A 23,665-nucleotide genomic window follows, 5' to 3' on the forward strand; every position below is an offset into this window, starting at 1 on the left:
CCGGATGCTAATGCAGTTGCTACCCGGTAACCCGGTCGATCGACACGACGGCCAGGAAACCCCGGCCCAGGATCTCGGGGGTCCGGGAGTCGGAGCCGACGACGGCGTCGTAGCGGGCCAGCGTCTCCGGCTCGGCGGAGTCCGGGGTTGCTTCGGGCGCGTCGCCTTCGCCGGAACCGGCGGCTCCGGACTCGGCAGCGGCTGCATCACCGGCGGTACCCGGGGTGACGGTGGCCTGGCCCTGCAGCAGGATGCCCAGCTGACCTTCGAAGACCGGGTGGGCGCGCTTCTTGGAGAGCTCGATGATGGACGTGTACCCCTTGAATGCACCGTTCCGGGTGATCACGTTGAGGTCGCGGATGTCGCCGGTGGGCAGTGCGCTGGCTGTTTCGGCTTCGCCGGAGAACCGGAACGGCCGGTATTTCTCCAGCGGGTGTTCGGCGCCGTCCACGGTCAGGAGCAGGAGTTCGCCGTCGATCACGGTCAGGACGCGGTCCATGCCGGGAAAGGCGGAAAAGGCACCGGCCTTGGATACCTCGGCGATGCTGACGCGCCAGTCCCAGGCGCCGTCCTGGGCGGAAGCCGCCTTCGGATGGCTGGCGAGTTCGCGGGTTACCCCGCCGCTGTTGCGCCACGGTTCGGCTCTGAGTTCGGCATAGCGGATGATCTCCATGCGCCCAGCCTATCGGCCGGACGGCAGGCCACGCCCACATGAACACGACCACCGGGAAGCTTCGCCGGGCGTAACCTCGGCGCGGGCCGGACGGGCTTGCTAACGTCAGGTGGAGGAAGAATTCGCAGGAGGAGCCAGGGATGTTCGTCAAGGTGTGTGGCCTGAGTACGCCGGAGTCTGTCCTGGAAGCGGCAGGAGCCGGTGCGGACGCCGTCGGATTCGTCCTGACCAAAAGCCCGCGGGAGGTCACTCCTGCCCGGGCCCGGGAGCTCCTGGTCCACGTTCCGGCCGGCACGCCGGCAGTGGGCGTGTTCCGCCACGAGCCGGTGGCGGACGCCGTCGCCGTCGCCCGCGAGACGGGCCTGGAGTGGATCCAGCTCCATGGCGACCGCACCCCGGAGGACGTCAAAGCAGCGCACGACGCCGGCATGAAGGTCATCAGGGCAGTCACCATGGGTGCCTCCCCGGAAGCGTTTGGCAGTTGGGGCGAGGAACTGCTGCTGATTGACGCCGCTGTGCCCGGTTCCGGCGAGGCCTGGGACTACGGGTCGGTGCAGGCCAAGGGGCTGGGCGGGCGGAACTGGCTGCTGGCCGGCGGCCTTGACCCCGTCAACGTCGCAATGGCCGCGAAGGAAGCCGGTGCCTGGGGAGTGGATGTCTCCTCCGGCGTCGAAAGTTCCCGCGGGGTGAAGGACCTCGCGAAGATCAGGGCCTTCGTCCTGGCGGCGAAGTCCAGCACAGCGAAGGCCTAGCTGTACTTAGCCATGACGTTGGTGACATAAGCCTTGAAGTGAGGAGGACCCCCGGGGCTTAGTGGAGGTATCTGACATCTTCACGGCCACGGAGGTCCTCATGTCCCACGCTAATGCCCGTCTGACCTTTCATGGGAGATTTCTTCTCGTTGAAAGAGTGATTGGTGATCGCCGGCCGGTTGCCCACGTCGCGAAGGAACTGGGTGTCTCCCGGCAGTGCGCCCACCGCTGGGTGAAGCGGTTCCGTGCGGAGGCTGAGGCGGGTCTTCTCGACAGATCCAGCCGTCCGCACCGGACCCCGTCCAAGACCAGCACCGAGCGGGAAGACGCTGTCATCGCGGCCAGGACGGAGTTCCGGTGCGGGCCGGCGCGGTTGAGCCGTGCCACCGGGGTCCCCGAACGAACCATCTCGCGGATCCTCGCCCGACGCGGCCTCCCGCCTCTGGCCGCCTGCGACCCCGTCACCGGGGCGGTCATCCGGGCCACACGGTCAACGGCAGTCCGTTACGAACGCCAGTACCCGGGAGAGCTGATCCACGTGGACGTCAAGAAACTCGGACGGATCCCTGACGGCGGGGGCTGGCGCGCCCATGGCCGCTCGGAGAAGGTCCGCGGGCGCGGCATTGGATTCGACTACATCCACGCCGCCATCGATGACCACAGCCGCCTGGCCTACGCAGAAATTCACCCCGACGAGAAAGGCCCGACCGCGGCGGCATTCCTCCTCCGAGCCGCCGCGTACTTCAAAGCGCAGGGCATCAGGACAATCGAACGCATCATCACCGACAACGCCTTCGCCTACCGGAAGTCCGCCGCTTTCAAAGCCGCCGCGGCACAGCTCGGCGCCGAACAGCGGTTCATAAAACCTCACTGCCCGTGGACCAATGGAAAGATCGAGCGTTTCAACCGGACCTTGGCAACCGAATGGGCCTACGCCAAGCCATTTACCAGCAACACCGAACGAGCAAAGGCACTTGACCCGTGGCTGAACTACTACAACACTGAACGCATCCACGCCGCCATCAAAGGCACCCCGATCATGCGAGTGTCACTAACCTGATGGCCGAGTACACCTAGCGCGGCCATTGCCGTCCGCGGACGGCCGGAATGCGCGGCGCCGGCTGGAATGAAGAGTGCCGGATTCTTGTTGCCGCAGTCATGAAGCGCATCGGATTTCTTTCCTTCGGCCACTGGGGCAACGTTGAGGGGTCCCGGACGCAGACCGCCCGGGAGGCCCTGCTACAGGGCATCGAGCTGGCTGTGGCCGCCGAGGAGCTGGGGATCGACGGCGCCTTCTTCCGCGTGCATCACTTCGCCCGGCAACAGGCCTCGCCGTTCCCTTTGCTGGCCGCGATCGCCGCCCGCACAAGCAGGATCGAAATGGGCACGGGCGTGATCGACATGCGTTACGAAAACCCCCTGTACATGGCGGAGGAAGCATCCGCCACCGACCTGATCAGCGGCGGCAGGCTGCAGCTGGGAATCAGCCGCGGTTCACCGGAACCTGCCAGGGACGGCGCCGCCGTGTTTGGCCATGTCCCGGCCGCAGGCGAGACCCCTGCGGACATGGCCCGCCGGCATGCCGCCGTGTTCCGGCACGCCATCACCGGCGCCGGGGTGGCCGAGGGCGATCCCCGTTTCGGCGGAGGCACGGGCAAATTGCCGGTCCAGCCGAACTCGCCGGATCTTGCCCGCCGGGTCTGGTGGGGCGCCGGCTCCCGCGCCACCGCCGTGTGGACAGCCGAACAGGGGATGAACCTGATGAGCTCCACCCTCCTGACCGAAGACACCGGTGTGCCGTTCGACGAGCTCCAGGCGGAGCAGATCAGCATGTTCCGCAGCGCTTGGGCCGAGGCAGGCCATCAGCACACGCCCCGCGTATCGGTCAGCCGCAGCGTGCTGCCGATCGTGGACGACGAGGACCGCCGGTACTTCGGGCTCAGCGCCCTGCGGGAAAGGCGTGACCAGGTGGGCGTCATCGACGGACTCGTGGCGAGATTCGGGAAGAGCTACGTGGGTGAGCCGGAAGCGATCGCCGAGGAGCTGGCGGCAGACGCCGCGGTACAGGCCGCCGACACACTCCTGCTCACGGTCCCCAACCAGCTCGGCGTGGACTTCAACGCCAAGCTCCTGGGCAACATTGCCCGCCACATAGCGCCCGCCATCGGCTGGCAGCCCAAGTGGTCCGCGGCCGCCGCGCACGGCGCGAAGACCGGGGCTTAGCGGGCTAGCCTGCCGTTTCACGGGAGGCTAGCCGTGGCTATGTGTGTTCGCTAGCATTCAGCTGGGGGAGCACCCCGAAGAACCGGCGGTCCAAGCCCGCCAACCCAGTCGAAGGAGACCCGTTGTGACTCTTCCCCAAGGCATTACCCCCGGCATCTGGACCCTCGACATGTCCCACAGTGAAATCGGGTTCTCGGTCCGCCATGCCGGCATCAGCAAAGTCCGCGGCCGGTTCACCGATGCCTCGGCGGACGCGCACGTGGGCCAGACATTGGCGGCCTCCAGCCTTCACGCCACGGTGAAAACGGCAAGCTTCGACTCGGGCGACGCGAACCGCGATGCCCATGTGCGCGGGGCGGACTTCTTCGACGTCGAAAACTACCCGGAGATGACGTTCCGGGCCACGGGCATCGAAGGTGACGGCGAGGACTACACCGTCACCGGAGACCTCACCATCCGCGGGGTCACCAAGCCCGTGGAGCTCGAAGTGGAGTTCAGCGGCGTGGCGGTTGATCCGTTTGGCGCCACCCGGGCAGGATTCAGCGCCGAGGCCGAAATCAGCCGCAAGGAGTTCGGACTGACGTGGAACGCCGCCCTCGAAGCCGGCGGGCTGCTGGTCAGTGACAAGGTCAAGATCAATGTGGAAGCGGCCCTGGTCAAAAAGGACTAGGGTCCGCGAGGAGGTGGCCTGCGGCGGCGCAGGCCACCTCACGTCCGGATCTCCTCAAGCCCAGGGCATCCGGAGGATCAGCGAAAACAGCGTGGCGTAGTCGTAGCTCGTGGTGCTGTTGGACATGATCACGATTCCCCTGCCCCGTTCCGGGTAGAGGCGCATGATGTTCCAGAAGCCCAGCCCGGTGCCAAAGTGCTCCACGTAGGATCCGTCGGGCCCGTTCGTGTGCTTCCGGAACCAGCCTGCGGAGTGGTCAAACTGTTTTCCTTTGACGTGGATATCGCGCATCGCCCGTGCCGTGGATTCCTTCAGGATGCGGCGCCCCTCCGGACCTTGAGGACCCGCGGAAGCATGCGGAGCCGTGGCGGTCCCCGGCAGTGCCGCCAGTCCGTCATTGAGGTGCAGCCGGGCAAACGCGGCTGCATCCAGCACGGTTCCCACCAGGCCCCCGTAGCCGGCCCCGTCCACCAGAAACGGGTTGATCGAAGAGTAGTCGCCGTGCCTGGGGCCGAGTGTCCCCGTCGGGAGGACTCCCACCAGTACCGGCGCGATGGGGCGGGGGATGCGGACATAGCCAGTAGCCGCGGGACGCCCCGGCGGATACGAGAATCCGGTTGAATCCATGCCAAGCGGGCCAAGGATCTCGCGTTGGACGTAGCCCGTGAAAGGCTCGCCCGACACCTGGCTGATGATTTGCGCCGTCGCAAGGTACCCGACGTTTGAATAGTGTCCTGTGCCGCCTACCGGGTAGCGGAAAGGGCGGCGCCGGGCCATGAGTTTCCGCAGCATCTCCTCCTGGTCCGGCCCTGGTGAGCCCGCCGGGTGGACCCACTTCACGGGCAGCGGATTGCCCAGGCCGGCCGAATGCGTCAGCAGCTGCCACACAGTGGGCTGGGCATGCCCGGGGGCCCGCAGCCAATCGAGATATTCGTGCACGGGTGCCTTCAGGTCCAGCAGCCCGTGGTCCGAAAGCCGCAGGGCCGCAGTGGCTGTCACCGGCTTCGTCATCGAAAACCAGGGATAGACCGTACCGGCAGTCGCCGGAGTCAGGGCATCAAAGTCCGCATATCCGGTCCCGCCGGAATAGAGCACCCGCTCCCGGGACACTACGGCCAGGGACATTCCTGGAACGCGGGCCCGTCGGGCCGTGTCAGCCAGGGCGCGCGGACCGCGGTCAGATCCATTTGTTGCGCTTGAACGCCGCGTACAGGACCACGCCCATGCCCGCCATCAGGCCAAGGGCCATGGGGTATCCGAAGATCCAGTCGAGCTCGGGCATGGTGCGGAAGTTCATTCCGTAGATGGTGCCCACCAGGGTGGGGGCGAAGAGGATGGCTGCCCAGGAGGAGATGCGTTTGACCTGCTCGCTCTGCGCGAAACTGGATTCCGTCAGGCGCCGCATCTCGTCATTCTGGCGCTGGGCCACCAGCGCGGCGTTGACCGTGAGCGCGTTCTGCAGGAGGGCCCTGAAGGAAGCGGTCCTCTCACCCAGCCGTAGGACGTGGTCCAGGACGTCGCGCAGGTGGTCCTGCAGTTCCGTGCCGGGGCGGTGCTCCGGAGTTCCGGTGAGCAGGGCCTGCAGGATTCCCGCCAGCGGACTGGTCCCGCGCTGGAACATGATGACCTGGCGGGAGAGTTCATAGATCCGGCGCGACACGTCCGGGTCTCCGCCGAAGAGGTCATCCTCGATCTCGTCGATGTCGTTTTCCAGCCCGGCCACCACCGGCTCATACTCATCCACCACCTGGTCCAGGATGGCGTACAGCACGGCGTCCGGCCCCAGCGCCAGGAACTCCGGCTGGGATTCCATCCTCCGGCGGACGCGGGCAAGGTCCGGTGACTCGGCGTGGCGGACGGTGACTACGAAATCCGGGCCCACGAAAACGTGGATCTCACCGAACTCAACCTTTTCGACGTCGTCGAGGTAGCGCGCCGGGCGGAGCACCAGGAACAGGGTCTCGCCGTAGTGCTCAAGTTTCGCGCGCTGGTGCCCGGTCAGGGCGTCTTCCACGGCCAGGTGGCTGAGGTCGAACTCATCCGCCACGGATCGCAGTTCCTGCGAGTCCGGCCGGTACAGCCCGATCCAGGCCATTCCCTGACGCTGCCGCAGCAGGAAGTAGGTCTCTTCCAGCCCTTCCGGGTCGGTGGTCCGGCGGCCATTCACATAGACGGCGTTATCAACGATGGTCACGGCTGCGTCTCCTTCTCCGGAAGGCCCTTGGGCCTGACGGTGGCCTTTCCCGGCAAGCTGCCAACAGTATGCGCCACCGCTGCCGTAAAGCGACGCCATGCCGGCGTAAGGATTTCGTAAAGACCGGCGCCAGGCCGGGCGGCCTGGTGCAGCAGCCCGGTTTCAGGGGAGTTTTCAGGGCAATCCCCGAGGCCGGATCGGGCGGGCGCGGGGGAGAATGGCGGTATGAAGACATTGCTCAACATCATTTGGCTGGTATTCGGCGGACTCTGGCTGGCGCTCGGATATTTCCTCGCGGGGATCATCTGCTGCCTGCTCATCGTGACCATTCCGTGGGGAATCGCGTCCTTCCGGATTGCGTCCTACACCCTCTGGCCCTTTGGCCGCATGGTGGTGGATAAGCCCGGCGGCAATGGCGTGTTTGCGCTGCTGGGAAACGTGATCTGGCTGTTGGTCGCAGGAATCTGGATCGCGATCGGCCACGTGGTGACGGCGTTCGCCATGGCCATCACCATCATTGGCATCCCGCTGGCCATCGCCAACCTGAAGCTCATCCCGGTCTCGCTGATGCCCCTCGGCAAGCAGATTGTGCCGACGGACCGGCCGTTCGTCACCAGCTACCGCTAAGGAAATGCCGAGGGGCTTGACGTCGCCGGCGTACAGGTGCATATTTAACTTATTAGTTAATTAACGAATAGGTTATATGCGATGGCGGCCGATCAGCTCAGCATGATCTTCGCGGCGCTGGCAGATCCCACGCGGCGGGCAATCCTGGCCCGCCTTGCCAGCGGCGATGCCACGGTCAATGAGCTGGCGGAGCCTTTCGACATCAGCCTCCCGGCTATTTCCAGGCACCTCAAAGTGCTGGAAGCCGCCGGGCTGATTTCCCGCAGCCGCTCCGCGCAATGGCGGTCCAGCCGCCTCGAAGCCGGGCCCCTCCAGGAGGCCACCCAGTGGATGGAAACGTACCGCCGCTTCTGGGACTCCAGCTTCGACCGCTTGGACACGCACCTCAAGAAAATCCAATCCCAGGAAACCGAGGATGACCCAAATGGTTGACAAAGCAGGATCCCCAACGAAAGATGCGCAGCAGTCGGCGCCGGACGACGCGATGCTGGTCATCACCCGCGACTTCGCCGCCCCCATCGGAATTGTGTGGTCCGCGCTCACGGATCCGGACCAGGCTCCGGCATGGTGGGGTCCGCGCGGCTTCCACACGCCGCGGGAGACCATCGAAGCCGACTTCGAAGTGGGCGGCATGTACCGTGCCTGCATGGTCAGGGAAGAGACCGGCGAGAAGCTCTGGTGGAGCGGGGTCAACACCGAAATCGATCCCCCGCACCGGCTCGTGTTGACCCACGCCTGGGACAACGCGGACGGCACCCGGGGCTTCGAAACGGAAGTGACCTTTGAACTCGAGGAAACCGGCCCGGTCACGACCCGGATGACGTTCACCCAGGGACCCTTCGACACTGCGGAGAACCGTGACGGGCATGGCGGGGGCTGGGGCGAGTCGTTCGACCGCCTGGCAGAGCACCTCGGCAGCGCCGCCTGAGCCGCTCTACTTTTCGGCTGTCAACGGCACCCTTACGCCCGGCGGAACGCGCCGCCGTCGAGAAGCGCGACGGCGGCGCTCCGGTTGAGTTCCGCCGCGATCTCCACGTCCTCCTGGTAGCCGCCGAAAACCAGTTCCCGTCCACTGGAGCATTCGAGCAGTGTCTCATTGAGGGGCGGCCCGGCAGCGGTGAAGGCGTCCATGGCCCACCGGGCTTCGGGAGAAAAACCTGCCCTGCGGTGCTCAGGCAGCGACGCCAGGAAAGCACCCGCGCCCAACTGGTCCTCGAGCGCCGGGCGGAGTCCGCCGTCGGGCCATTTTTCGCCGGCTGCGATGACGGCGATCACTGCCGCCGGCGGAAGGTTCCGGGCGGCCCAGTCCGCCGTGGCCCGGGCGTTCCGGAGGCACACCGCGGCCACCCGCGGCACCATTCCCGTCAGCGAGTGGGCAAGTGCCGAGCCGTTGGGCGAAGGCAGCACCACACGGTTCAGGGCGGGCGCGTCCCGGAGGCTCGCGGGCGAGAGGCTCACGCCGTTGCCGCCGCGACGGCCGGCCAGCACTGCCTCCTGCTGCGTGGCGAAATCAGCGGCCGTGCTGTCGTGCCAGCGGTAAGGAAACACCTCGGCGCCGCGGTCCACGGCAATGCTCACGCACGTGGTGAAACACAGGACGTCCACCACCACGGCCAGTTCGGCCCCGGGCGCGACGGCCAGGGCGCCGTTGTGCCCCCAGTCGAAGCGGACCGTAAACGGCAGTTGCCGGTGCGCGGCGGGTACCTCGGTCACGCCGGCCTGTCTTCGGGGTTGAGCTCGCCGCTGAGGTTGCGTCGGGCGGAGTCCAGCCAGAGTTCCCGGCCGCGCGCTGTGTTGAACAGCGGGTCCAGGTCCAGCAGGTGACGGACGACGGCGGCCCGCCCGGCCGCGAAGTCGGCGTCGCCGATGTGGGCGAAGTCTTCCCGGACGGCCCTGAGGTAGCGGCCGTAGGCCTTTGGTTCGCCGCCGAGCACGGAAAGGTCCGCGTCGCAGAGGAGGGCGCCGTCGTCGTCCCCGGCATCCGGCCGGTGGTCCGCAGTGAGCCGGACCAGCCGCCCCACCTCGTACGCCTCGTCCTCGGACAGCCCCGCATGCAGGAGCCGGTCCTCGGCGAGCCTGGCTGATTCCTCCTCGTCCTGGCCGGCGATCCCGCGGTACACAGCGTCGTGGAACCACGCGGCAAGGACTACGGTGCGGGGAGGATCGGCAGGTTCGGTCAGCAGGTCCAGGGCCTCGAGGACGGACAGCAGGTGGGTACGGCCGTGGTACTTGCGGTGCTCCTCGCCCCAGCGGTCCAGGAGGTCCAGGAAGAGGGCATCGTGGCCGGGCAGCACGGCGTTCCAGCGGTTCAGCAGCGGCACCTTGAGGGCCTTGCCGCGCTGGCGGGCCGGGATGCGGAGGCCGCTGCCGATCAGTTTGCGGACCAGGACCCGGGCCTCCACGGGAATGGCACCGGCCGCTACGAGCGCGTCATACCGGGCTTCGGAGACGTCGTAGTGGTCCCCGTCGAACGCCCTTTCCGGAATGCCGGCGGCGTCCGCGAAGCTGTGCAGCTCCTCGATGGACGTGTCCGAGATGAGGTGCGAAAAGTGGGTCCCGTGGGCTGGCCAGAGCGGCGGATCGAGGTAAACGGCCATGAGGGAAGTCTAGTGCCGCGGGGGTCCGGCGGCTGGCGCGTGCTGGTGCGGGAACGCCTGGATGCATGGACCACGGCTTGAGGGTTTTCACTGCCGCGGCAGCAGGCCCAAATTGTCGTACCCCTTTGGCAGAGTTATCCCATGGAAGCAGTTGGAGAACTCGCCCCGAACCAGGCCATGCGCCTAGGGCAGATCTCCAGCGCCCGTTTCGAGCCTGTGCCGCTGGGCCGGACACTGCGTGCCGTTCCTCCGGCTGGCCGCTTCGACGATGGTTCAAGCAGCCGGCCGGCCCCCGCCGGCGGCTGGGCCGGTGATCTGACGCGGTGCCTTGAGCTGCTCAAAAGTATCGGTTCGACGGCGGTTGATGACGCGGCGCTGCTGAGCTTCCGCGAGGCCGCCGACTTCGCCGACGATGTCGAGGAAATCTCCCGGGCCACCGAATACCTGCAGATCGTCGCGGCCGGGGCCGTGGAGCGTACCCGGCGTGAAGCCGCAGTAGCCGCGCGCTCAGCCGCAGTCGGCTCAGGCTCGGCGGGCTGGGGATCAGCGGGCTCGGGCGCGGCTGGCGGGACGGCCGGTTGGGTGACCGGATGGGGCGCAGAAACCTCCGCAGCGGATCATCACTTGCTCCCGGCGCCGAACCCCACCAATTCGGATCCGGCTGATGACGGGTGCCGGAACGCGGCCGAGTTCCTCCGGGCCCGGTTGCGGATCGGCATTGCCGAGGCCCGCCGCCGCCTCGCTCTCGCGTCCGCGGTGCTGCCCCGGGCTGGGTTCATGGGGCATATCGAGGCGCCGGAGCGGCCCGTGCTCGCGGCCGCCGTCGCGGCAGGGACTGTGGCGTCCCGGTCCGCGACCATTATCACCCTGGCCTTGGAGAAGGTCCGGCACCACGCACCAGAGGAGACCGTGGCCCGGATGGAACACCAGCTGACGCGGCAGGCTGTGGAGAGTGATGCCGATCTGCTGTCCCGGGTCGCCCGGCGCTGGATCGAGGGGATCGATCAGGACGGTTCGGAGCCTTCCGAGGAAGAACTCCGCCGCCGCCAGGGTGTGTTCCTCCGGCAGACCCGCCGCGGGCTCCAGCACATCGAAATCTTCGCGACCCCGGACCAATGCGAACCCCTCCTGACCGTGATGAACACCGCCACGAACCCCCGCACCCGTGAGTTGGACGGCGCGGGCGCTGCCCCCGATGAAGCCCTGGACCTGCGGACCCGGCCGCAGCGGCTCCTCGACGGCCTGGTCGGCGCCTGCAAAGCGTCCCTGACCACCGGAGGTCTGCCGGCGGCGGGAGGGCTCCGCCCGCAGGTCATGGTCACCATCGACTACCGGGACCTCCTGGACCGCCTCGAACACACCACCGGAACCACCGGCATCCCCGGCATCCCGGGTACAGGGTCGTTCACGTTCACCGGGCCGGTCAACGCCTCCACGGTCCGGAAGATCGCCTGCGATGCCGACATCATCCCCGTCGTTCTCGGCAGCGAAGGACGCATCCTGGATATCGGCCGCGCCGCCCGGATCTTCCCGCCCCACATCCGCAAAGCCATCACCGCCCGCGACCAGGGCTGTGCCTTCCCCGGCTGCACCATTCCCGCGCCCTGGTGCGAAGCCCACCACATCACCTACTGGTCACACGGCGGACCCACCAGTACAGACAACGGCACGCTGCTGTGCTCCCATCACCACCATTTGATCCATAAGGAACAGTGGCAAATCCAGGTCAAAACCGGCATCCCCTGGTTCATCCCGCCACCCCACATCGACCCACGCCAAAAACCCCAACGGAACAGCTACTTCAAATGCTGACCGCAGGCTGAGGCCAGACGCCGCCGTGCACAAGGTAATCAGCGTGGCTTGGTCAATGTGCCGTTGTCGATACGGCCTACGCCGGGGCGGGCGGGATGTTCTGGTTGCCGCGGAACACGTTGTCCGGATCGAACTCCCGCTTCACCTGGGACAGCCGGACGAAGTTCTCGTTCCCGAAGGCTGCCTGGACGCGGGCCTGCCCTTCGTCACCCACGAAGTTCAGCCACACTCCGCCGGTGGCATACGGCGCAATGTCATGGCGAAACCTCTTGACCCAGGCCTTGGCTTCCTGCCCGCGTTCGGGAGTCTCCTCGATGCCAAAGGGGTGGCTGACCCAGTTGGCGTTGCGGTTCTGCAGGGGAGTCAGTGCGGCAGCGGGTCCGCTCACAGCCCCGCCCCAACGGGCAATCAGCTGTTGGGAATGCGGACCCGGCAAGCTGTGGGCTGAATCGATGAAGATATCCAGTGCGTCGTCGGAGAGTTCGTTATGATAATCGGCGCTCCAGTAGTTGTAGAGGTTGGGCGGATCGTCGATCATGCACTGGAAATCGGCGTAGTTCATGTCGCCCACGAGGTCAACGGAGGGATTCAGCGCACGGTACGGTTTGACCTGTTCTGCACCTTCGGCTGCATCGCCGGCGAACACGTACGCCATCCCCACGGCCAACTTCCCGAGCATGTCTTCCGGCACGAAGGGCTCCGGCGGGGCTGTCAGGTACACCAGGGCTGAGCCGACGGCGTCAGGCGCCTTGAGTGCCAGGTCCCGGTACCCGCGGCTGATCTCGTGTGCCGCATCGCCCGGCCAGAGCATCAGTCCGGCATGGACCGTTGGACCTAGATCGTGGAGCGCAAATTTGAAGGACGTGGCCACCCCGAAGTTTCCGCCACCGCCGTGCAGGGCCCAGAACAGTTCGGGGTTCTCTTGAGCACTGGCCGTCACCAGTTCGCCGGCTGCCGTGACGAGGTCCACCGAGACAAGGTGATCGCAGGCGAAGCCGTATGCCCTTTCCAACCAGCCCGAGCCGCCGCCCAGGGTGAAGCCGGCCAACCCCGTGGTGGAGACGCGGCCACCGGTCATGGCCAGGCCGTGCTGCTGTGTGGCGCGGTCGAACTCCCCGCAGGTCACGCCGGCACCAACGGTTACAGTGCGGCTTTCCGGGTCCACCTCGATGGACTTCATCGGGCGCACATCCACCACCAGGCCACCGTCGTTCATGGACATCCCGGCGACTGAATGCCCGCCTGCACGGACAGCTATGGCAAGTTCGTTGTCCCGTGCATGCTTCAGGGCCTCGGCCACTTCGCCGGCAGTGCCGCATGGTGCAATCACGGCAGGGCGCCGGTCGATCATTGCGTTGAAAAGTCTCCGGGATTCGTCGTATTCCGGACTGTCAGGCCTGATCCATTGCATTGCAACGCTCCTTCGCGCTGGCGGCTCCGCCCCCACGAAAAATCGTACTGCCGCAGCACTCGGCCGGGCTACGGCTCCTTCTTACGGGAGTCTTTCGCGTGCGCTGGCCCGCTTTTCCGCTGCGTCGGACGATTCCGGATTTGCGGATGAACTAGCCTTTCGTATCCGCAAATGAGGAAATATGCTTGTTTGGTGTCAACAATTAGGATCGCAGAAGCTGCTAGGTTCCTGGGGGTCAGCGACGATACCGTCCGCCGCTGGACCGAGAACGGAAGCCTCACTCCGGTGAAGGACGAATCCGGCCGCCTGGCAGTGGACGGTTTCGAGCTGGCCACTCTGGCCCGCGAACACGCGCAACTCCCGGAGGATCCGACCCGCGTGGGCAGTTCGGCCCGGAACCGGTTCGTCGGCCTGGTCACGGGCATCACCGCGGACAAGGTTATGGCCCAGGTCGAACTGCAGTGCGGGCCGTTCCGGGTGGTGTCGCTGATGAGCAGTGAAGCCGTCCGGGAACTGGGACTTGAGCTCGGCTCCGTGGCCACCGCCGTCGTCAAGGCCACCACCGTGATCCTTGAAACGCCCCAAGGGAAGAGCATCGTGTGAACATCCGGAATCTGCGCCTCACCGCACTGCTGGCACTTGGCGCCGTCGCCTCCGGCCTGGCCGGTTGTGCCCCCGCATCCCAGGCGCCTTCAGCTGCCGCGTCCTCGAACGGGACTGCCCGGCAAGGGGCCGGGCAGCTGTCCGGGACCGTCACCGTCTTCGCAGCGGCGTCGCTCAAGGCCACATTCACTAAACTGGCCGGCGAGTTCGAAGCAAAGAACCCCGGCACCAAGGTGACGCTCAGCTTTGCCGGTTCCTCGGACCTGGTCACGCAGATCACCCAGGGAGCGCCCGCTGACGTGTTTGCCTCGGCCGACACCAAGAACATGGCCAAGCTTTCCGACGCCAAACTCATTGACGGTACGGCGACGGACTTCGCCACGAACGTCCTGGAGATCGCCGTCCCGCCGTCCAACCCGGCGTCGATCGGCTCCTTCGCCGACCTCGCCAGGCCGGGCGTCAAGGTGGTTGTCTGCGCCAGCCAGGTCCCGTGCGGGGCCGCGACGGACACCGTGGAAAAGGCCTCCGGCGTCACGATTTCCCCGGTCAGCGAGGAATCATCCGTTACGGATGTCCTGGGAAAGGTGACCTCCGGTGAGGCCGACGCGGGTCTGGTGTACGTCACCGACGTGAAGGGCGCCGGCGACAAGGTGAAGGGAATCCCCTTCGCCGAGGCCGGCAAGGCCGTCAACACCTATCCCATCGCCACAGTAGGCTCAAGCAGGAACAAGGAACTTGCCGCGGCCTTCATCGCCATGGTGACCGGTACCGAAGGCGGGAAGACCCTCGCCGACGCCGGCTTCGGCGCACCGTAAGGAGACCATGGGACGGGCCAGGGCAAGCGGGTACGACGGCATCCCGCGCTGGATCTACGCGATCGCCGCGGCGGGCGGCCTGTTCGTCCTGCTGCCGCTGGCCGCCATGGCAGCGAGGGTCAACTGGCCCCAGTTCATCCCGCTCGTCACGTCCGACTCCTCCCTGACGGCTCTCGGGCTCAGCCTGCGGACGTCGGCGGCGAGCACCGCCCTGTGCATCATCTTCGGAGTGCCGCTGGCCTTGGTGCTGGCCCGTTCGACCTTCCCGGGCCAGCGCCTGCTGCGCGCCTTCGTACTGCTGCCGCTGGTGCTGCCGCCCGTGGTGGGCGGTATCGCCCTCCTGTACACCTTCGGCCGCCAGGGCCTGCTGGGCCGCAGCCTTGAGGTCGCCGGGATCCAGATTGCGTTTTCGACGACGGCGGTGGTCCTCGCGCAGACGTTCGTGGCGCTGCCGTTCCTGGTGGTGAGCTTGGAAGGTGCGCTGCGGACCGCCGGTGGCCGGTATGAGGCCGTGGCCGCAACCCTCGGAGCGCGGCCCACCACTGTGCTGCGCCGCGTCACCGTGCCCCTGGTGCTGCCAGGCCTGGCGTCCGGGGCTGTGCTGTCCTTCGCGCGGAGCCTCGGCGAATTCGGCGCGACGCTCACCTTTGCGGGGAGCCTGCAGGGGGTGACCCGGACCCTGCCGTTGGAAATCTACCTTCAGCGGGAAACGGACGCCGATGCCGCAGTCGCGCTTTCCCTGGTGCTGGTGGCCGTCGCTGTGACCGTGGTGGGGCTGACGTACCGGCGGCCGGGCACGACGGGCCGGCGCGGTTCACCGGCAGGCAGCGGCCCGGCCGGCGGGAACCCCGCAGGCGCTGAGCTGAGACGCGCCGCCGCCAGCGGACGATCGGACGGCAACCGGTGAGCTTTCACGTGCAGGCAACGTTGGGCGCCCGCGGATTCGACGTCGGGCTGGGCCTTGCGCCGGGTGAAACCGTGGCGGTCCTTGGCCCTAACGGAGCAGGGAAATCCACCCTTCTCAATGTCATTGCCGGACTCCTGCGGCCCGATTCCGGCCAGGCCGAAATCGATGGAAAGGTGCTGTTCGACCTCGACGGCGGCGCCAGCACCTGGACCGCACCGCACCACCGCGGAACGGCCCTCCTCGCACAGGAGCCGTTGCTGTTCCCGCACCTCAGTGCCCTGGAAAATGTGGCCTTTGGACCCCGCAGCGCCGGGATTCCGCGGAAAACCGCCCGGGAGTCGGCCCGGAAGTGGCTGGCCGCGGTGGACGCCGGGAAACTCGAAGCACGGCGGCCGGCCGAACTCTCCGGCGGACAGGCCCAGCGCGTGGCGGTGGCCCGGGCGCTGGCGGCCAACCCCGAGGTGCTGCTGCTGGACGAGCCCATGGCAGCCCTGGACATCCATGCCGCGCCGCTGCTCCGCAGGCTCCTGAAGAAGGTCCTGGCCGGGCGCCGCGCCATCATCATCACCCACGACGTCCTTGACGCCCTGATGCTGGCGGACCGCGTGATTGTCCTGGAGGCCGGCAGGATCACCGAGGAGGGGCCCACCCGGGAGGTCCTGCAGCGGCCGCGGAGCCGGTTCGCCGCCGGCCTGGCCGGCCTCAACCTCATTCCGGGGACGCTCACCTCTACCGGGATCCGGACTGCAGAGGGGCTGGAGGTGGCCGGGCACCAGGACGAGGAAGTGTTCCCGGCGGGCGCCGGGCAGCCCGGCGTAGCCGCGTTCCCGCCGTCGGCCGTCTCCGTGTTCCTGACCGAGGCGCACGGCAGCCCGCGGAACTCATTCGCCGTCACGGTCACGGACTTGGAGCAGCACGGAGACCAAATCCGGGTCCGGGCCGACGGGATGTCCGCCGACATCACCCCCGCAGCTTCGGCGGACTTGGGGCTCGCCCCGGGAATGACGGTCTTTTTCGTGATCAAGGCGGCTGCAGTCGCCGTCTATCCCGCCTAGCAAACGCCCCCAAGCTTTTAGCGCGCCTCGGATTCATCCCTGGCTTCGCGCCGCACGGGGTGCTGGCTGGTGATGGACACGCGGTTGAACGCGTTCATGGTGATCACCAGCCAGCTCACCGCCGAATACTCCGCCGCGTTCAGGTGCTGCCGGGCATAGCCGTCCTCACGGTCCCGTGTGTGGGCATCCGGCAGGGTGGTGATGGACTCCGCCAGAGCCAAGGCCGCGCGTTCCTTCTCGGTGAAGAGGGCGGTGTCCCGCCAGGCTGCCAGGACGGCGAGCCGCTGCGTGGTTTCACCCTTCTTGAGGGCATCGGCAACGTGCATGTTCAGGCAGTAGGCGCAGCCGTTGATCTGCGAGATGCGGACGTTCAGGAGTTCTGTGAGCGCCCTGCTGATGCCCGCCTCGTCGGCCGCTTCCCGTGCCTTGAGGCCTAGCCCGTTAAGTGCTCGCCAGACCGACGGGCTCTCCTTGTCGATGAAGATGTGCTGGGTGGTGGGGTGCGCGGCTTCACGGGTCTGGTCCATTGCCCCAGAATACCCACCGCTGCATGACAAGTTTTGTCATTATCGTGACAAGCGCAAGAAAGGATTGTAGTGTTTTCAACGGATCGCCCGCCCGCCCCTGCGGCGGGCGGCGGTCCACCAAAGAAGTCTCTGTGTGGAGCCGTGTATCAGCGATGTGCAGGTTGCCCGCACCAGCCGGAGGGCGGTTCCTTGGGGGAACCGCTCCTGCGTGTCCGGGTGGGGCCACCGGGGGCGGAAAAGCCACCCCGGCCCATTGCATCCACGCCATCTTGCTCCCCTGGGGCGGGTCACCCTTCCGTTTCACGGGCTCGCACTCAGCCGAACGTCCGACCGGATCTGCGGCCCGCGGAAATTCGCGGTGACGACTACGGGGCCGATCGCCCCTAGACAGCCATTTCGCCGTCGGCAAACATGGACCCTGAAGCGCAGTCCGCAAAGTTGAGCGTAGTACACTCAACTTTAAGAGTTGATCTATCCCCGAAAGGAGCTCTCTTTGGACGCCAAGTTCACCACCAAGAGCCAGGAGGCTCTTTCGGCTGCAGCCATGAACGCCTCCACGGCGGGAAATCCGCAGGTTGAGCCGGCCCATCTCCTCAAGGCGCTCATGGACCAGCGGGAGGGTGTCGCCGTCGCGCTCCTCCGCGCCACCGGCGCGGATCCGGACGCCCTCAGTGTCCAGGCCAGCACCGCCATCAAGGCGCTGCCCGCAACGTCCGGAAGCTCCACGCAGCAGGCGCAGCTGTCCAGGCCCGCGCTGCAGGCCATCCAGAATGCCAAGAACGAAGCCGACAAACTGGGTGACACCTTCGTGTCCACCGAGGTCCTGCTGCTGGGCCTCTCTGCCGGCAGCGACGCCGTCGGTCGGTTGATGCGCGACGCCGGCGCCTCCCATGAGGCGCTGCTCGCCGCCCTGCCGGGTGTCCGCGGCGACCGCAAGGTCACCAGCCCGGATCCGGAAAACACCTTCCAGGCCTTGGAGAAGTTCGGCACGGACCTCACTGCGATGGCACGCTCGGGCAAGCTGGATCCGGTGATCGGCCGCGACACAGAGATCCGGCGCATCATCCAGGTCCTTAGCCGCCGCACCAAGAACAACCCCGTCATCATTGGCGAGCCCGGTGTGGGCAAGACGGCCGTCGTCGAGGGCCTGGCCCAGCGCATTGTGGCCGGCGACGTCCCGGAGAGCCTGCGCGGAAAGACCCTGATCGCCCTGGACCTCGCGTCGATGGTGGCGGGAGCCAAGTACCGGGGCGAATTCGAGGAACGGCTCAAGGCCGTCCTGGAGGAGATCAAGAATTCGGACGGGCAAATCGTCACCTTCATCGACGAGCTCCACACGGTGGTGGGTGCAGGCGCCACCGGGGACAGCTCCATGGACGCCGGCAACATGCTCAAGCCCATGCTGGCCCGCGGCGAGCTGCGCCTGATCGGTGCCACCACGCTGGACGAATACCGCGAGAACATCGAGAAGGACCCGGCCCTGGAACGCCGCTTCCAGCAGGTCTACGTGGGCGAGCCCAGCGTCGAGGACACCATCGGCATCCTCCGCGGCCTCAAGGAACGCTACGAGGCCCATCACAAGGTCGCCATCGCCGACTCCGCGCTCGTGGCCGCCGCCACGCTGTCCAACCGCTACATCTCGGGGCGCCAGCTCCCGGACAAGGCAATCGACCTGGTGGACGAGGCAGCCTCACGCCTGCGCATGGAGATCGACTCCGCGCCGGAGGAGATTGACCAGCTGCGGCGCCAGGTGGACCGCCTGACCATGGAGGAACTGGCCCTCGCCAACGAGAAGGACGCAGCGTCCGTGGAGCGCCTGGCTGCCCTGCGGGCGGACAAGGCGGACAAGAAGGAGGCGCTGGCTGCCTTGAACGCCCGCTGGGAAGCCGAGAAGGCCGGCCTGAACAGGGTGGGTGACCTGAAGGCCAAGCTGGACGAGCTGCGCTCCAAGGCGGACAAGGCCCAGCGCGAAGGCGACCTGGAGACGGCGTCGCGTGTGCTGTACGGCGAGATTCCCGCACTGGAACACGAGCTGCACGCTGCCGCGGAGGCGGAGTCGGCACGGGTGGCCGGCGGCGGCGCCAAGCAGGAGCTCATGGTGGCCGAGGAAGTCACCGCGGACGACATTGCCGAAGTGATTTCCGCCTGGACCGGCATCCCCGCCGGGCGCATGCTGCAGGGCGAAAGCCAGAAGCTGCTGCACATGGAGGAGGAGCTCGGCAAGCGGCTGATCGGCCAGTCCAAGGCCGTGGCGGCCGTGTCCGACGCGGTCCGCCGTGCCCGGGCCGGCATCAGCGACCCCAACCGGCCCACCGGCTCGTTCCTCTTCCTCGGACCCACGGGCGTGGGCAAAACGGAGCTGGCCAAGGCGCTCGCGGACTTCCTGTTCGACGACGAACGCGCCATGGTGCGGATCGACATGTCCGAGTACGGCGAGAAGCACTCCGTGGCGCGGCTGGTCGGGGCGCCTCCGGGCTACGTGGGGTACGAGGAAGGCGGTCAGCTGACCGAGGCCGTCCGCCGTCGTCCGTACTCCGTGGTGCTGCTCGACGAAGTGGAGAAGGCGCACCCTGAGGTCTTCGACATCCTCCTGCAGGTGCTCGACGACGGCCGCCTCACCGATGGTCAGGGCCGCACCGTGGACTTCCGCAACGCCATCCTGGTGCTGACCTCCAACCTGGGCAGCCAGTTCCTGGTGGACCAGTCGCTGGACGCACAGGCGAAGCGAAGCGCCGTGATGGCCACCGTGAATGCCTCCTTCAAGCCGGAGTTCCTGAACCGCCTGGACGAAGTGGTGCTGTTCGACGCCCTGACCGTGGATGAGCTGGCACGGATCGTGGAGCTGCAGGTGGCCGAGCTGGGCAGGAGGCTGCACGAGCGCAGGCTCACCCTCGAGGTGACCGACGGCGCCCGCGCCTGGCTTGCCATGTCCGGCTTCGATTCGGCCTACGGTGCGCGGCCGCTGCGCAGGCTGGTCCAGCGCGAAATCGGCGACCGCCTGGCCAGGGCCATCCTCTCCGGCGACATCAACGACGGGGACACCGTTGTGGTGGACACCGCGGCCGACGTCGACGAACTCACCATTGAGGGGCTTGAGGCCCTGGCAGCACCCGACGGCGGCGCGCCCGCCGGCAGCGGGCTGTCCGTGCGGCGGAAGAGCTAGGGGATGAGGGATTCCATGATGATGTTGCCCTTGTCCGCTGTGACATAGCAGTCCACCCGCCGGTCGCCCTGTTCCCAGCTGGTGTCGCTGGGGTAGGCGTTGCGTTGCATGAGGACGTAGTTGGCCACGGCGTCGGTCAGCCCGGCGCCCTGGCAGATCTCGCGGCCCTTTTCCCGGAGTGCTGCGACGCCCGGGTACGAGTCCGACTCCGGGTAGCGGTGCACAGCGACCAGCTGCGCGGAGTGGCCCGTGGTGCAGGGCACTACCCGGGATTCGGTGGCTTCGGGATCGAAATTCTCGAAGCAGTCGCCCAGCTGGTAGTCCAGGGCCCCCACCCCATCCAGGGGGAGCTCGCCCCGGGTTGCCTGCGCGGACGGGGACGCCGACTCCGTGGCCGGGGGCTGGGTTGTTGCCTGCTGGTTGCCGCTCCCGAGCAGGGTGGCAACCCACCAGATAAGCAGGCCCAGCAAAATCAGGCCTGCCACCACGATGCCGGCCTTCAGCAGGGTCTCCTTTGACACAGCGGCCGGAGTGTCACCGGATGGAGCATCATTTGAAGGCGTCTCATTGGGCGCGGGATCGTCCGTGCGGGCCGGCGGCTGGACGGGAAGGCTGCTGGTCGGCGGCCGGGCAGGGGGAGGCGGCACGACTGGCGGCAGTCCGGTTCCCGGGGTTGTCTTCGGGTTCCCTGTGCTGTTGCCTGTTGTGTTCTCGTCATTCACGTGAGGATTCACCCTTCCCGGCGTCCTTTCCTGGCTTTTCCCTGCTTTTCCCCAAAGGAATGTCGCAGATGCGGCCGCTGGCTTGGAGTCGCTCAAACGACTCTACCGAAGAAAATCGGCGGGCCGATATGGCCGGGACCAGCGCAAACATGGCAACTCCGCTCCGGAGGTAACCCGTCGGGGCGCAGTTACCGCTGAAAGCATGTAATCTAGGTGTACGACAAATTGACCAAACATTCCGGGGCCTCACTAACGCCAATGGTGACCACCTCCGGTCCGAGTACAAAAGGGGGTCACGCCATGGGGCGCGGCCGTCAAAAGGCAAAAGCTACCAAGCAGGCTCGGGATATTAAGTACTATTCCCCGAACACTGACTACTCTGCGCTTCAGCGTGAGCTCAAGAGCTCAGAGGGTCGTGCACCGAGCCGTTTCTCGAGTGAGCCGGTTGAGCCGGATTATTCGGCTTATGTGGACAAGTACGCGGATGATTTGGAAGAAGACGACGACGAGGTAGACACCCGTCGAATCGGCTAGTTGTCGCCCGCTGAACCTGCCGTAAGGCAGTCAGCGGCGTGCCGCCGTCGTACTTTTCACCACAGTGTCCCGTACGACACTTCGGCTCTTCTTTTCCGGCACCCCGTGTGCTGACTTCAGTTATCAGGCCCGTCAGGGCATGCCGGCTTCCGGTGTGCCCTGACGGGCCTTTCTGCTGTTACCCGTCTGGTGGTCGAGCGCGCCGTATCGGCATGAGTGTCCGGTGCGGGCCGGCGGCGGCGAGGAAGGTGAGGATGAGGCGGGTGAGGGTCTCGGGCTGTTCCAGCGGGAGCCCATGGGAGGCAGCGGGAACAATCGCCAATTGACCGTTCGGGAGTGCCTCGTACAGGGACACGGTGTGAGGCAGCGCAACAACGTCGTCGTCGCCCGCTACTACTAGCACCGGCACGCTGATTTGGGCGATGTCAGCCGGTGTCAGGGTCGGCTCCGACCGGAACATCCTGAAACTCTTGTTCATGACCACTTCGAGATGGGCTGCGCCGTCCGGTGACCGCGCGATATAAGCGTTGCCAAGTTCGCCCAGCACAGGCGAGTCAGGCTCCATCTCTGCGGGGACGGTGCCCTCGAAGTGGTAGTTTGCACCGACCACTACGAGTTTGCGCACCAGGTCCGGGCGGCGGAGTGCGACGAGCAGGGCGATGATGCCGCCGTCGCTCCACCCGACAAGATGGGCCGGGCCGCCCAACACGGACTCAAGCACGCCTACCGTCTCGTCCGCCATGTCCGAGTAGTGGAAATCGGCATCGGTATCCGCGGTATAACCGTGACCCCGCCGGTCGAATGCGACGACGCGGAAACGCTCCGACAGGCCCGGGCCGATGCTGTTGAGCAGATCGTCGCTGTTACCGAGGCCGCCGTGCAGCAGCAGAAGCGGCTCGCCGTTGCCGCCACGGTCATCCACCCAGGTCGGGTGCCCGTTAATGTCCACGCGGCTGGCCATGGCGCACTCCATTTCCGGCGGCCCTTCGGCGGCGGACCGTCTTTGCCGCCATTGTCCTCCTGCCGTGCCGGCGCTACAACATGCCGGTCGATGGTAGCGGGGGCGATGTTGTCAGCCGTGTTGTCAGGGTCGGAGCCCCGTACTAGGTTGATCGTGGGCTGTTCCATTGACGGGTCCACCGGCGGTCGAAGGGGATTGATTTCCATGCCAGAAGTTGAGAGCTATAAGCAGGGCACGCCGTGTTGGGCGGACCTCTCTGCGAGCGACATCGAGGCGGCCAAGGAGCTGCTGGTGGACGAACCCGGCGCCCCGGTCTGGAGCGAGCTGCAGACAAGCGACGTCCAGCAGGCCATCCGGTTCTACGAGGCCGTGACCGGATGCACCACGGAGACCGCATCCGCCGGCGAGCTCAGCGAATACACCAACTTCGTGGTGGACGGAAAGCCCGTGGCCGTCCCGGGGGTGGGCACGCTGGCCGTGCTGACGGACCCCAACGGAGCCGCCTTCAGCATCATGGCTGCCGAAAGTGCAGGCACACTATGACCGGGCGCACCACCTTCAACGCCGGCGAGATCTGCTGGACGGACCTGCAGACCAAGGAGGTGGAGGCCGCCAAGGCGTTCTACGCCGCGGTTTTCGGCTGGCGCTACGAGGACCTGCCCACGCCGGACGGCCGGAGCTACGCTAAGGCGTATCTGGGCGACGACCTGGTCACCGTCATTGCGCCGCAGAACCCGCATCAGGAAGCCTCCGGGACAGCCGCGCAGTGGAACATCTACTTTGCTGCCGCTGATGCCGGGGCCATTGTGGAGGAGACCCCGCACGCGGGCGGCTCCGTGGAGTTCGGCCCGGAAGACGTGGAGGACACGGGCGTAATGGTCTTCCTGGCGCCGCCCGGCGGCGGCACCACCGGAGTGTGGCAGCCGGGAACGCATACCGGCGCCGCCCGGTACAACGAGCCCGGCGCCCTTGCCTGGGCGGAGTTGCTGACACCCGAGCCCCAGGCCGCCGTCGCCTTCTTCCAGCAACTGTTCGGGCATGAGGTCACCGAATACCCGCAGGATGACGGCGGAACGTACACCACGCTGATGGTGGACGGCGCGGAAGTAGCGGGGATCGCGCCGCTGCCGCAGGATGACGCCGACGCGGACGAAGGGGAGTTCTGGGGTGCGGAACCGGAGTACCCCGCCGGGGACGGGGACGACACGGGGCCTGAGGAGCAGGCGCTGCAGGCAGGCTGGCAGGTGTACTTTGGCGTCTCCAGCGTCGCGGAGGCCGTGGCATCAGCGGTGGCTGCGGGCGCCGTCGTCCTGATCGAACCGGAAGCTGACGGCGGCGACGACCAGGAAGCCGGAAGCGTGGCCACCCTGCAGGATCCGCAGGGCGGTGTGTTCAGCGTGCTGGAGGTTTAAACACATC

At 66.8% G+C, this 23,665-nt stretch carries 25 protein-coding genes; 16 read left to right on the forward strand and 9 right to left on the reverse strand.

The annotated features are described in order from the left end of the window. Positions 1-19: 19 nt before the first annotated feature. The gene (locus tag AB0N24_RS11705) at positions 20-673 is read right to left on the reverse strand and encodes a HutD family protein (RefSeq protein ID WP_364123954.1); all 654 of its coding nucleotides are present in this window, start codon (positions 671-673) and stop codon (positions 20-22) included. 140 nt (positions 674-813) lie between these two features. Between AB0N24_RS11705 and AB0N24_RS11710 the strand changes: the two genes are divergently transcribed. The 4 genes from AB0N24_RS11710 to AB0N24_RS11725 all read left to right on the forward strand — a co-directional run bounded on the left by AB0N24_RS11710 (position 814) and on the right by AB0N24_RS11725 (position 4,318). Next, a complete protein-coding gene (locus AB0N24_RS11710) occupies positions 814-1,425 on the forward strand; it encodes a phosphoribosylanthranilate isomerase (RefSeq protein ID WP_364123956.1) in 612 nt (203 codons plus the stop codon). A 100-nt stretch (positions 1,426-1,525) separates the two neighbouring features. Continuing rightward, complete coding sequence (locus AB0N24_RS11715) at positions 1,526-2,485, forward strand: IS481 family transposase (RefSeq protein WP_364123959.1); 960 nt, start codon at positions 1,526-1,528, stop codon at positions 2,483-2,485. A 98-nt stretch (positions 2,486-2,583) separates the two neighbouring features. Continuing rightward, positions 2,584-3,648, forward strand: coding sequence for an LLM class flavin-dependent oxidoreductase (locus AB0N24_RS11720; RefSeq protein WP_364123962.1), 1,065 nt, complete (start codon positions 2,584-2,586; stop codon positions 3,646-3,648). Positions 3,649-3,772: 124 nt separating this feature from the next. Next, positions 3,773-4,318 carry a YceI family protein gene (locus AB0N24_RS11725; RefSeq protein ID WP_364123965.1) on the forward strand — a complete coding sequence of 182 codons (546 nt, stop codon included), beginning with the start codon at positions 3,773-3,775 and terminating at the stop codon, positions 4,316-4,318. 54 nt (positions 4,319-4,372) lie between these two features. Here the strand turns inward: AB0N24_RS11725 and AB0N24_RS11730 are convergent, their stop codons facing one another. Beyond that, on the reverse strand, positions 4,373-5,443 hold the full coding sequence (locus tag AB0N24_RS11730; RefSeq protein ID WP_364123968.1) for a serine hydrolase domain-containing protein: 1,071 nt from the start codon (positions 5,441-5,443) through the stop codon (positions 4,373-4,375). Between the two features lie 52 nt (positions 5,444-5,495). Next, positions 5,496-6,512, reverse strand: a complete 1,017-nt coding sequence (locus AB0N24_RS11735) for a magnesium and cobalt transport protein CorA (RefSeq protein ID WP_364123971.1) — start codon at positions 6,510-6,512, stop codon at positions 5,496-5,498. Between the two features lie 225 nt (positions 6,513-6,737). Here AB0N24_RS11735 and AB0N24_RS11740 point away from each other — a divergent pair, with 225 nt between their 5' ends. From AB0N24_RS11740 to AB0N24_RS11750, 3 genes are all read left to right on the forward strand, one after another. Next, entirely contained in the window at positions 6,738-7,139 is a 402-nt protein-coding gene (locus AB0N24_RS11740; RefSeq protein WP_364123974.1) for a YccF domain-containing protein, read from the forward strand. A gap of 81 nt (positions 7,140-7,220) precedes the next feature. Next, the gene (locus AB0N24_RS11745; protein WP_364123977.1) at positions 7,221-7,571 is read left to right on the forward strand and encodes a metalloregulator ArsR/SmtB family transcription factor; all 351 of its coding nucleotides are present in this window, start codon (positions 7,221-7,223) and stop codon (positions 7,569-7,571) included. After that, positions 7,564-8,067, forward strand: coding sequence for an SRPBCC domain-containing protein (locus AB0N24_RS11750; protein WP_364123979.1), 504 nt, complete (start codon positions 7,564-7,566; stop codon positions 8,065-8,067). The genes AB0N24_RS11745 and AB0N24_RS11750 overlap by 8 nt, the downstream gene beginning before the upstream one ends. Before the next feature lie 32 nt (positions 8,068-8,099). Here the strand turns inward: AB0N24_RS11750 and AB0N24_RS11755 are convergent, their stop codons facing one another. Both AB0N24_RS11755 and AB0N24_RS11760 read right to left on the reverse strand, forming a co-directional pair. Then, positions 8,100-8,852: a 2-phosphosulfolactate phosphatase gene (locus AB0N24_RS11755; protein WP_364123981.1), complete on the reverse strand. Its 753-nt coding sequence runs from the start codon at positions 8,850-8,852 to the stop codon at positions 8,100-8,102. Continuing rightward, positions 8,849-9,736, reverse strand: a complete 888-nt coding sequence (locus AB0N24_RS11760; RefSeq protein ID WP_364123984.1) for a DUF4031 domain-containing protein — start codon at positions 9,734-9,736, stop codon at positions 8,849-8,851. The genes AB0N24_RS11755 and AB0N24_RS11760 overlap by 4 nt, the downstream gene beginning before the upstream one ends. A gap of 141 nt (positions 9,737-9,877) precedes the next feature. Between AB0N24_RS11760 and AB0N24_RS11765 the strand changes: the two genes are divergently transcribed. Next, positions 9,878-11,548, forward strand: coding sequence for a DUF222 domain-containing protein (locus AB0N24_RS11765; RefSeq protein ID WP_364123987.1), 1,671 nt, complete (start codon positions 9,878-9,880; stop codon positions 11,546-11,548). Between the two features lie 76 nt (positions 11,549-11,624). Here the strand turns inward: AB0N24_RS11765 and AB0N24_RS11770 are convergent, their stop codons facing one another. Next, the gene (locus AB0N24_RS11770) at positions 11,625-12,959 is read right to left on the reverse strand and encodes an FAD-binding oxidoreductase (RefSeq protein WP_364123990.1); all 1,335 of its coding nucleotides are present in this window, start codon (positions 12,957-12,959) and stop codon (positions 11,625-11,627) included. Between the two features lie 192 nt (positions 12,960-13,151). Between AB0N24_RS11770 and AB0N24_RS11775 the strand changes: the two genes are divergently transcribed. Genes AB0N24_RS11775 through AB0N24_RS11790 form a run of 4 tightly spaced genes read left to right on the forward strand, consistent with a single transcriptional unit; the run spans position 13,152 to position 16,339 of the window. After that, positions 13,152-13,562, forward strand: a complete 411-nt coding sequence (locus tag AB0N24_RS11775; RefSeq protein ID WP_364123993.1) for a TOBE domain-containing protein — start codon at positions 13,152-13,154, stop codon at positions 13,560-13,562. Continuing rightward, the gene (modA, locus tag AB0N24_RS11780) at positions 13,559-14,377 is read left to right on the forward strand and encodes a molybdate ABC transporter substrate-binding protein (RefSeq protein WP_364123996.1); all 819 of its coding nucleotides are present in this window, start codon (positions 13,559-13,561) and stop codon (positions 14,375-14,377) included. The genes AB0N24_RS11775 and modA overlap by 4 nt, the downstream gene beginning before the upstream one ends. A gap of 7 nt (positions 14,378-14,384) precedes the next feature. After that, a complete protein-coding gene (locus AB0N24_RS11785; protein WP_364123999.1) occupies positions 14,385-15,284 on the forward strand; it encodes an ABC transporter permease in 900 nt (299 codons plus the stop codon). Beyond that, positions 15,281-16,339 (forward strand): ABC transporter ATP-binding protein, encoded by a 1,059-nt coding sequence (locus AB0N24_RS11790; RefSeq protein WP_364124001.1) that lies wholly within the window; start codon positions 15,281-15,283, stop codon positions 16,337-16,339. The genes AB0N24_RS11785 and AB0N24_RS11790 overlap by 4 nt, the downstream gene beginning before the upstream one ends. 17 nt (positions 16,340-16,356) lie before the next feature. On the opposite strand, the gene AB0N24_RS11795 is transcribed toward AB0N24_RS11790, so the two are convergent. Beyond that, the gene (locus AB0N24_RS11795) at positions 16,357-16,866 is read right to left on the reverse strand and encodes a carboxymuconolactone decarboxylase family protein (RefSeq protein ID WP_364124004.1); all 510 of its coding nucleotides are present in this window, start codon (positions 16,864-16,866) and stop codon (positions 16,357-16,359) included. 493 nt (positions 16,867-17,359) lie between these two features. On the opposite strand from AB0N24_RS11795, the gene clpB reads away from it, so the two are divergent. Further along, on the forward strand, positions 17,360-20,029 hold the full coding sequence (clpB, locus tag AB0N24_RS11800) for an ATP-dependent chaperone ClpB (RefSeq protein ID WP_364124007.1): 2,670 nt from the start codon (positions 17,360-17,362) through the stop codon (positions 20,027-20,029). Here clpB and AB0N24_RS11805 read toward each other — a convergent pair. After that, positions 20,026-20,550, reverse strand: coding sequence for a septum formation family protein (locus AB0N24_RS11805; RefSeq protein ID WP_364124010.1), 525 nt, complete (start codon positions 20,548-20,550; stop codon positions 20,026-20,028). The genes clpB and AB0N24_RS11805 overlap by 4 nt on opposite strands. Before the next feature lie 501 nt (positions 20,551-21,051). On the opposite strand from AB0N24_RS11805, the gene AB0N24_RS11810 reads away from it, so the two are divergent. Further along, positions 21,052-21,285 carry a DUF3073 domain-containing protein gene (locus tag AB0N24_RS11810; protein WP_104174527.1) on the forward strand — a complete coding sequence of 78 codons (234 nt, stop codon included), beginning with the start codon at positions 21,052-21,054 and terminating at the stop codon, positions 21,283-21,285. 178 nt (positions 21,286-21,463) lie between these two features. Here the strand turns inward: AB0N24_RS11810 and AB0N24_RS11815 are convergent, their stop codons facing one another. Then, on the reverse strand, positions 21,464-22,246 hold the full coding sequence (locus AB0N24_RS11815) for an alpha/beta hydrolase (RefSeq protein WP_364124013.1): 783 nt from the start codon (positions 22,244-22,246) through the stop codon (positions 21,464-21,466). A 204-nt stretch (positions 22,247-22,450) separates the two neighbouring features. Here AB0N24_RS11815 and AB0N24_RS11820 point away from each other — a divergent pair, with 204 nt between their 5' ends. Together AB0N24_RS11820 and AB0N24_RS11825 are read left to right on the forward strand one after the other, a co-directional pair. Continuing rightward, positions 22,451-22,789 carry a hypothetical protein gene (locus AB0N24_RS11820; RefSeq protein WP_364124016.1) on the forward strand — a complete coding sequence of 113 codons (339 nt, stop codon included), beginning with the start codon at positions 22,451-22,453 and terminating at the stop codon, positions 22,787-22,789. After that, entirely contained in the window at positions 22,786-23,658 is an 873-nt protein-coding gene (locus AB0N24_RS11825; protein ID WP_364124019.1) for a VOC family protein, read from the forward strand. The genes AB0N24_RS11820 and AB0N24_RS11825 overlap by 4 nt, the downstream gene beginning before the upstream one ends. Positions 23,659-23,665: the final 7 nt, after the last annotated feature.

Source organism: Arthrobacter sp. NPDC093128 (genome assembly GCF_040683875.1).
Taxonomy (GTDB): Bacteria; Actinomycetota; Actinomycetes; order Actinomycetales; family Micrococcaceae; genus Arthrobacter.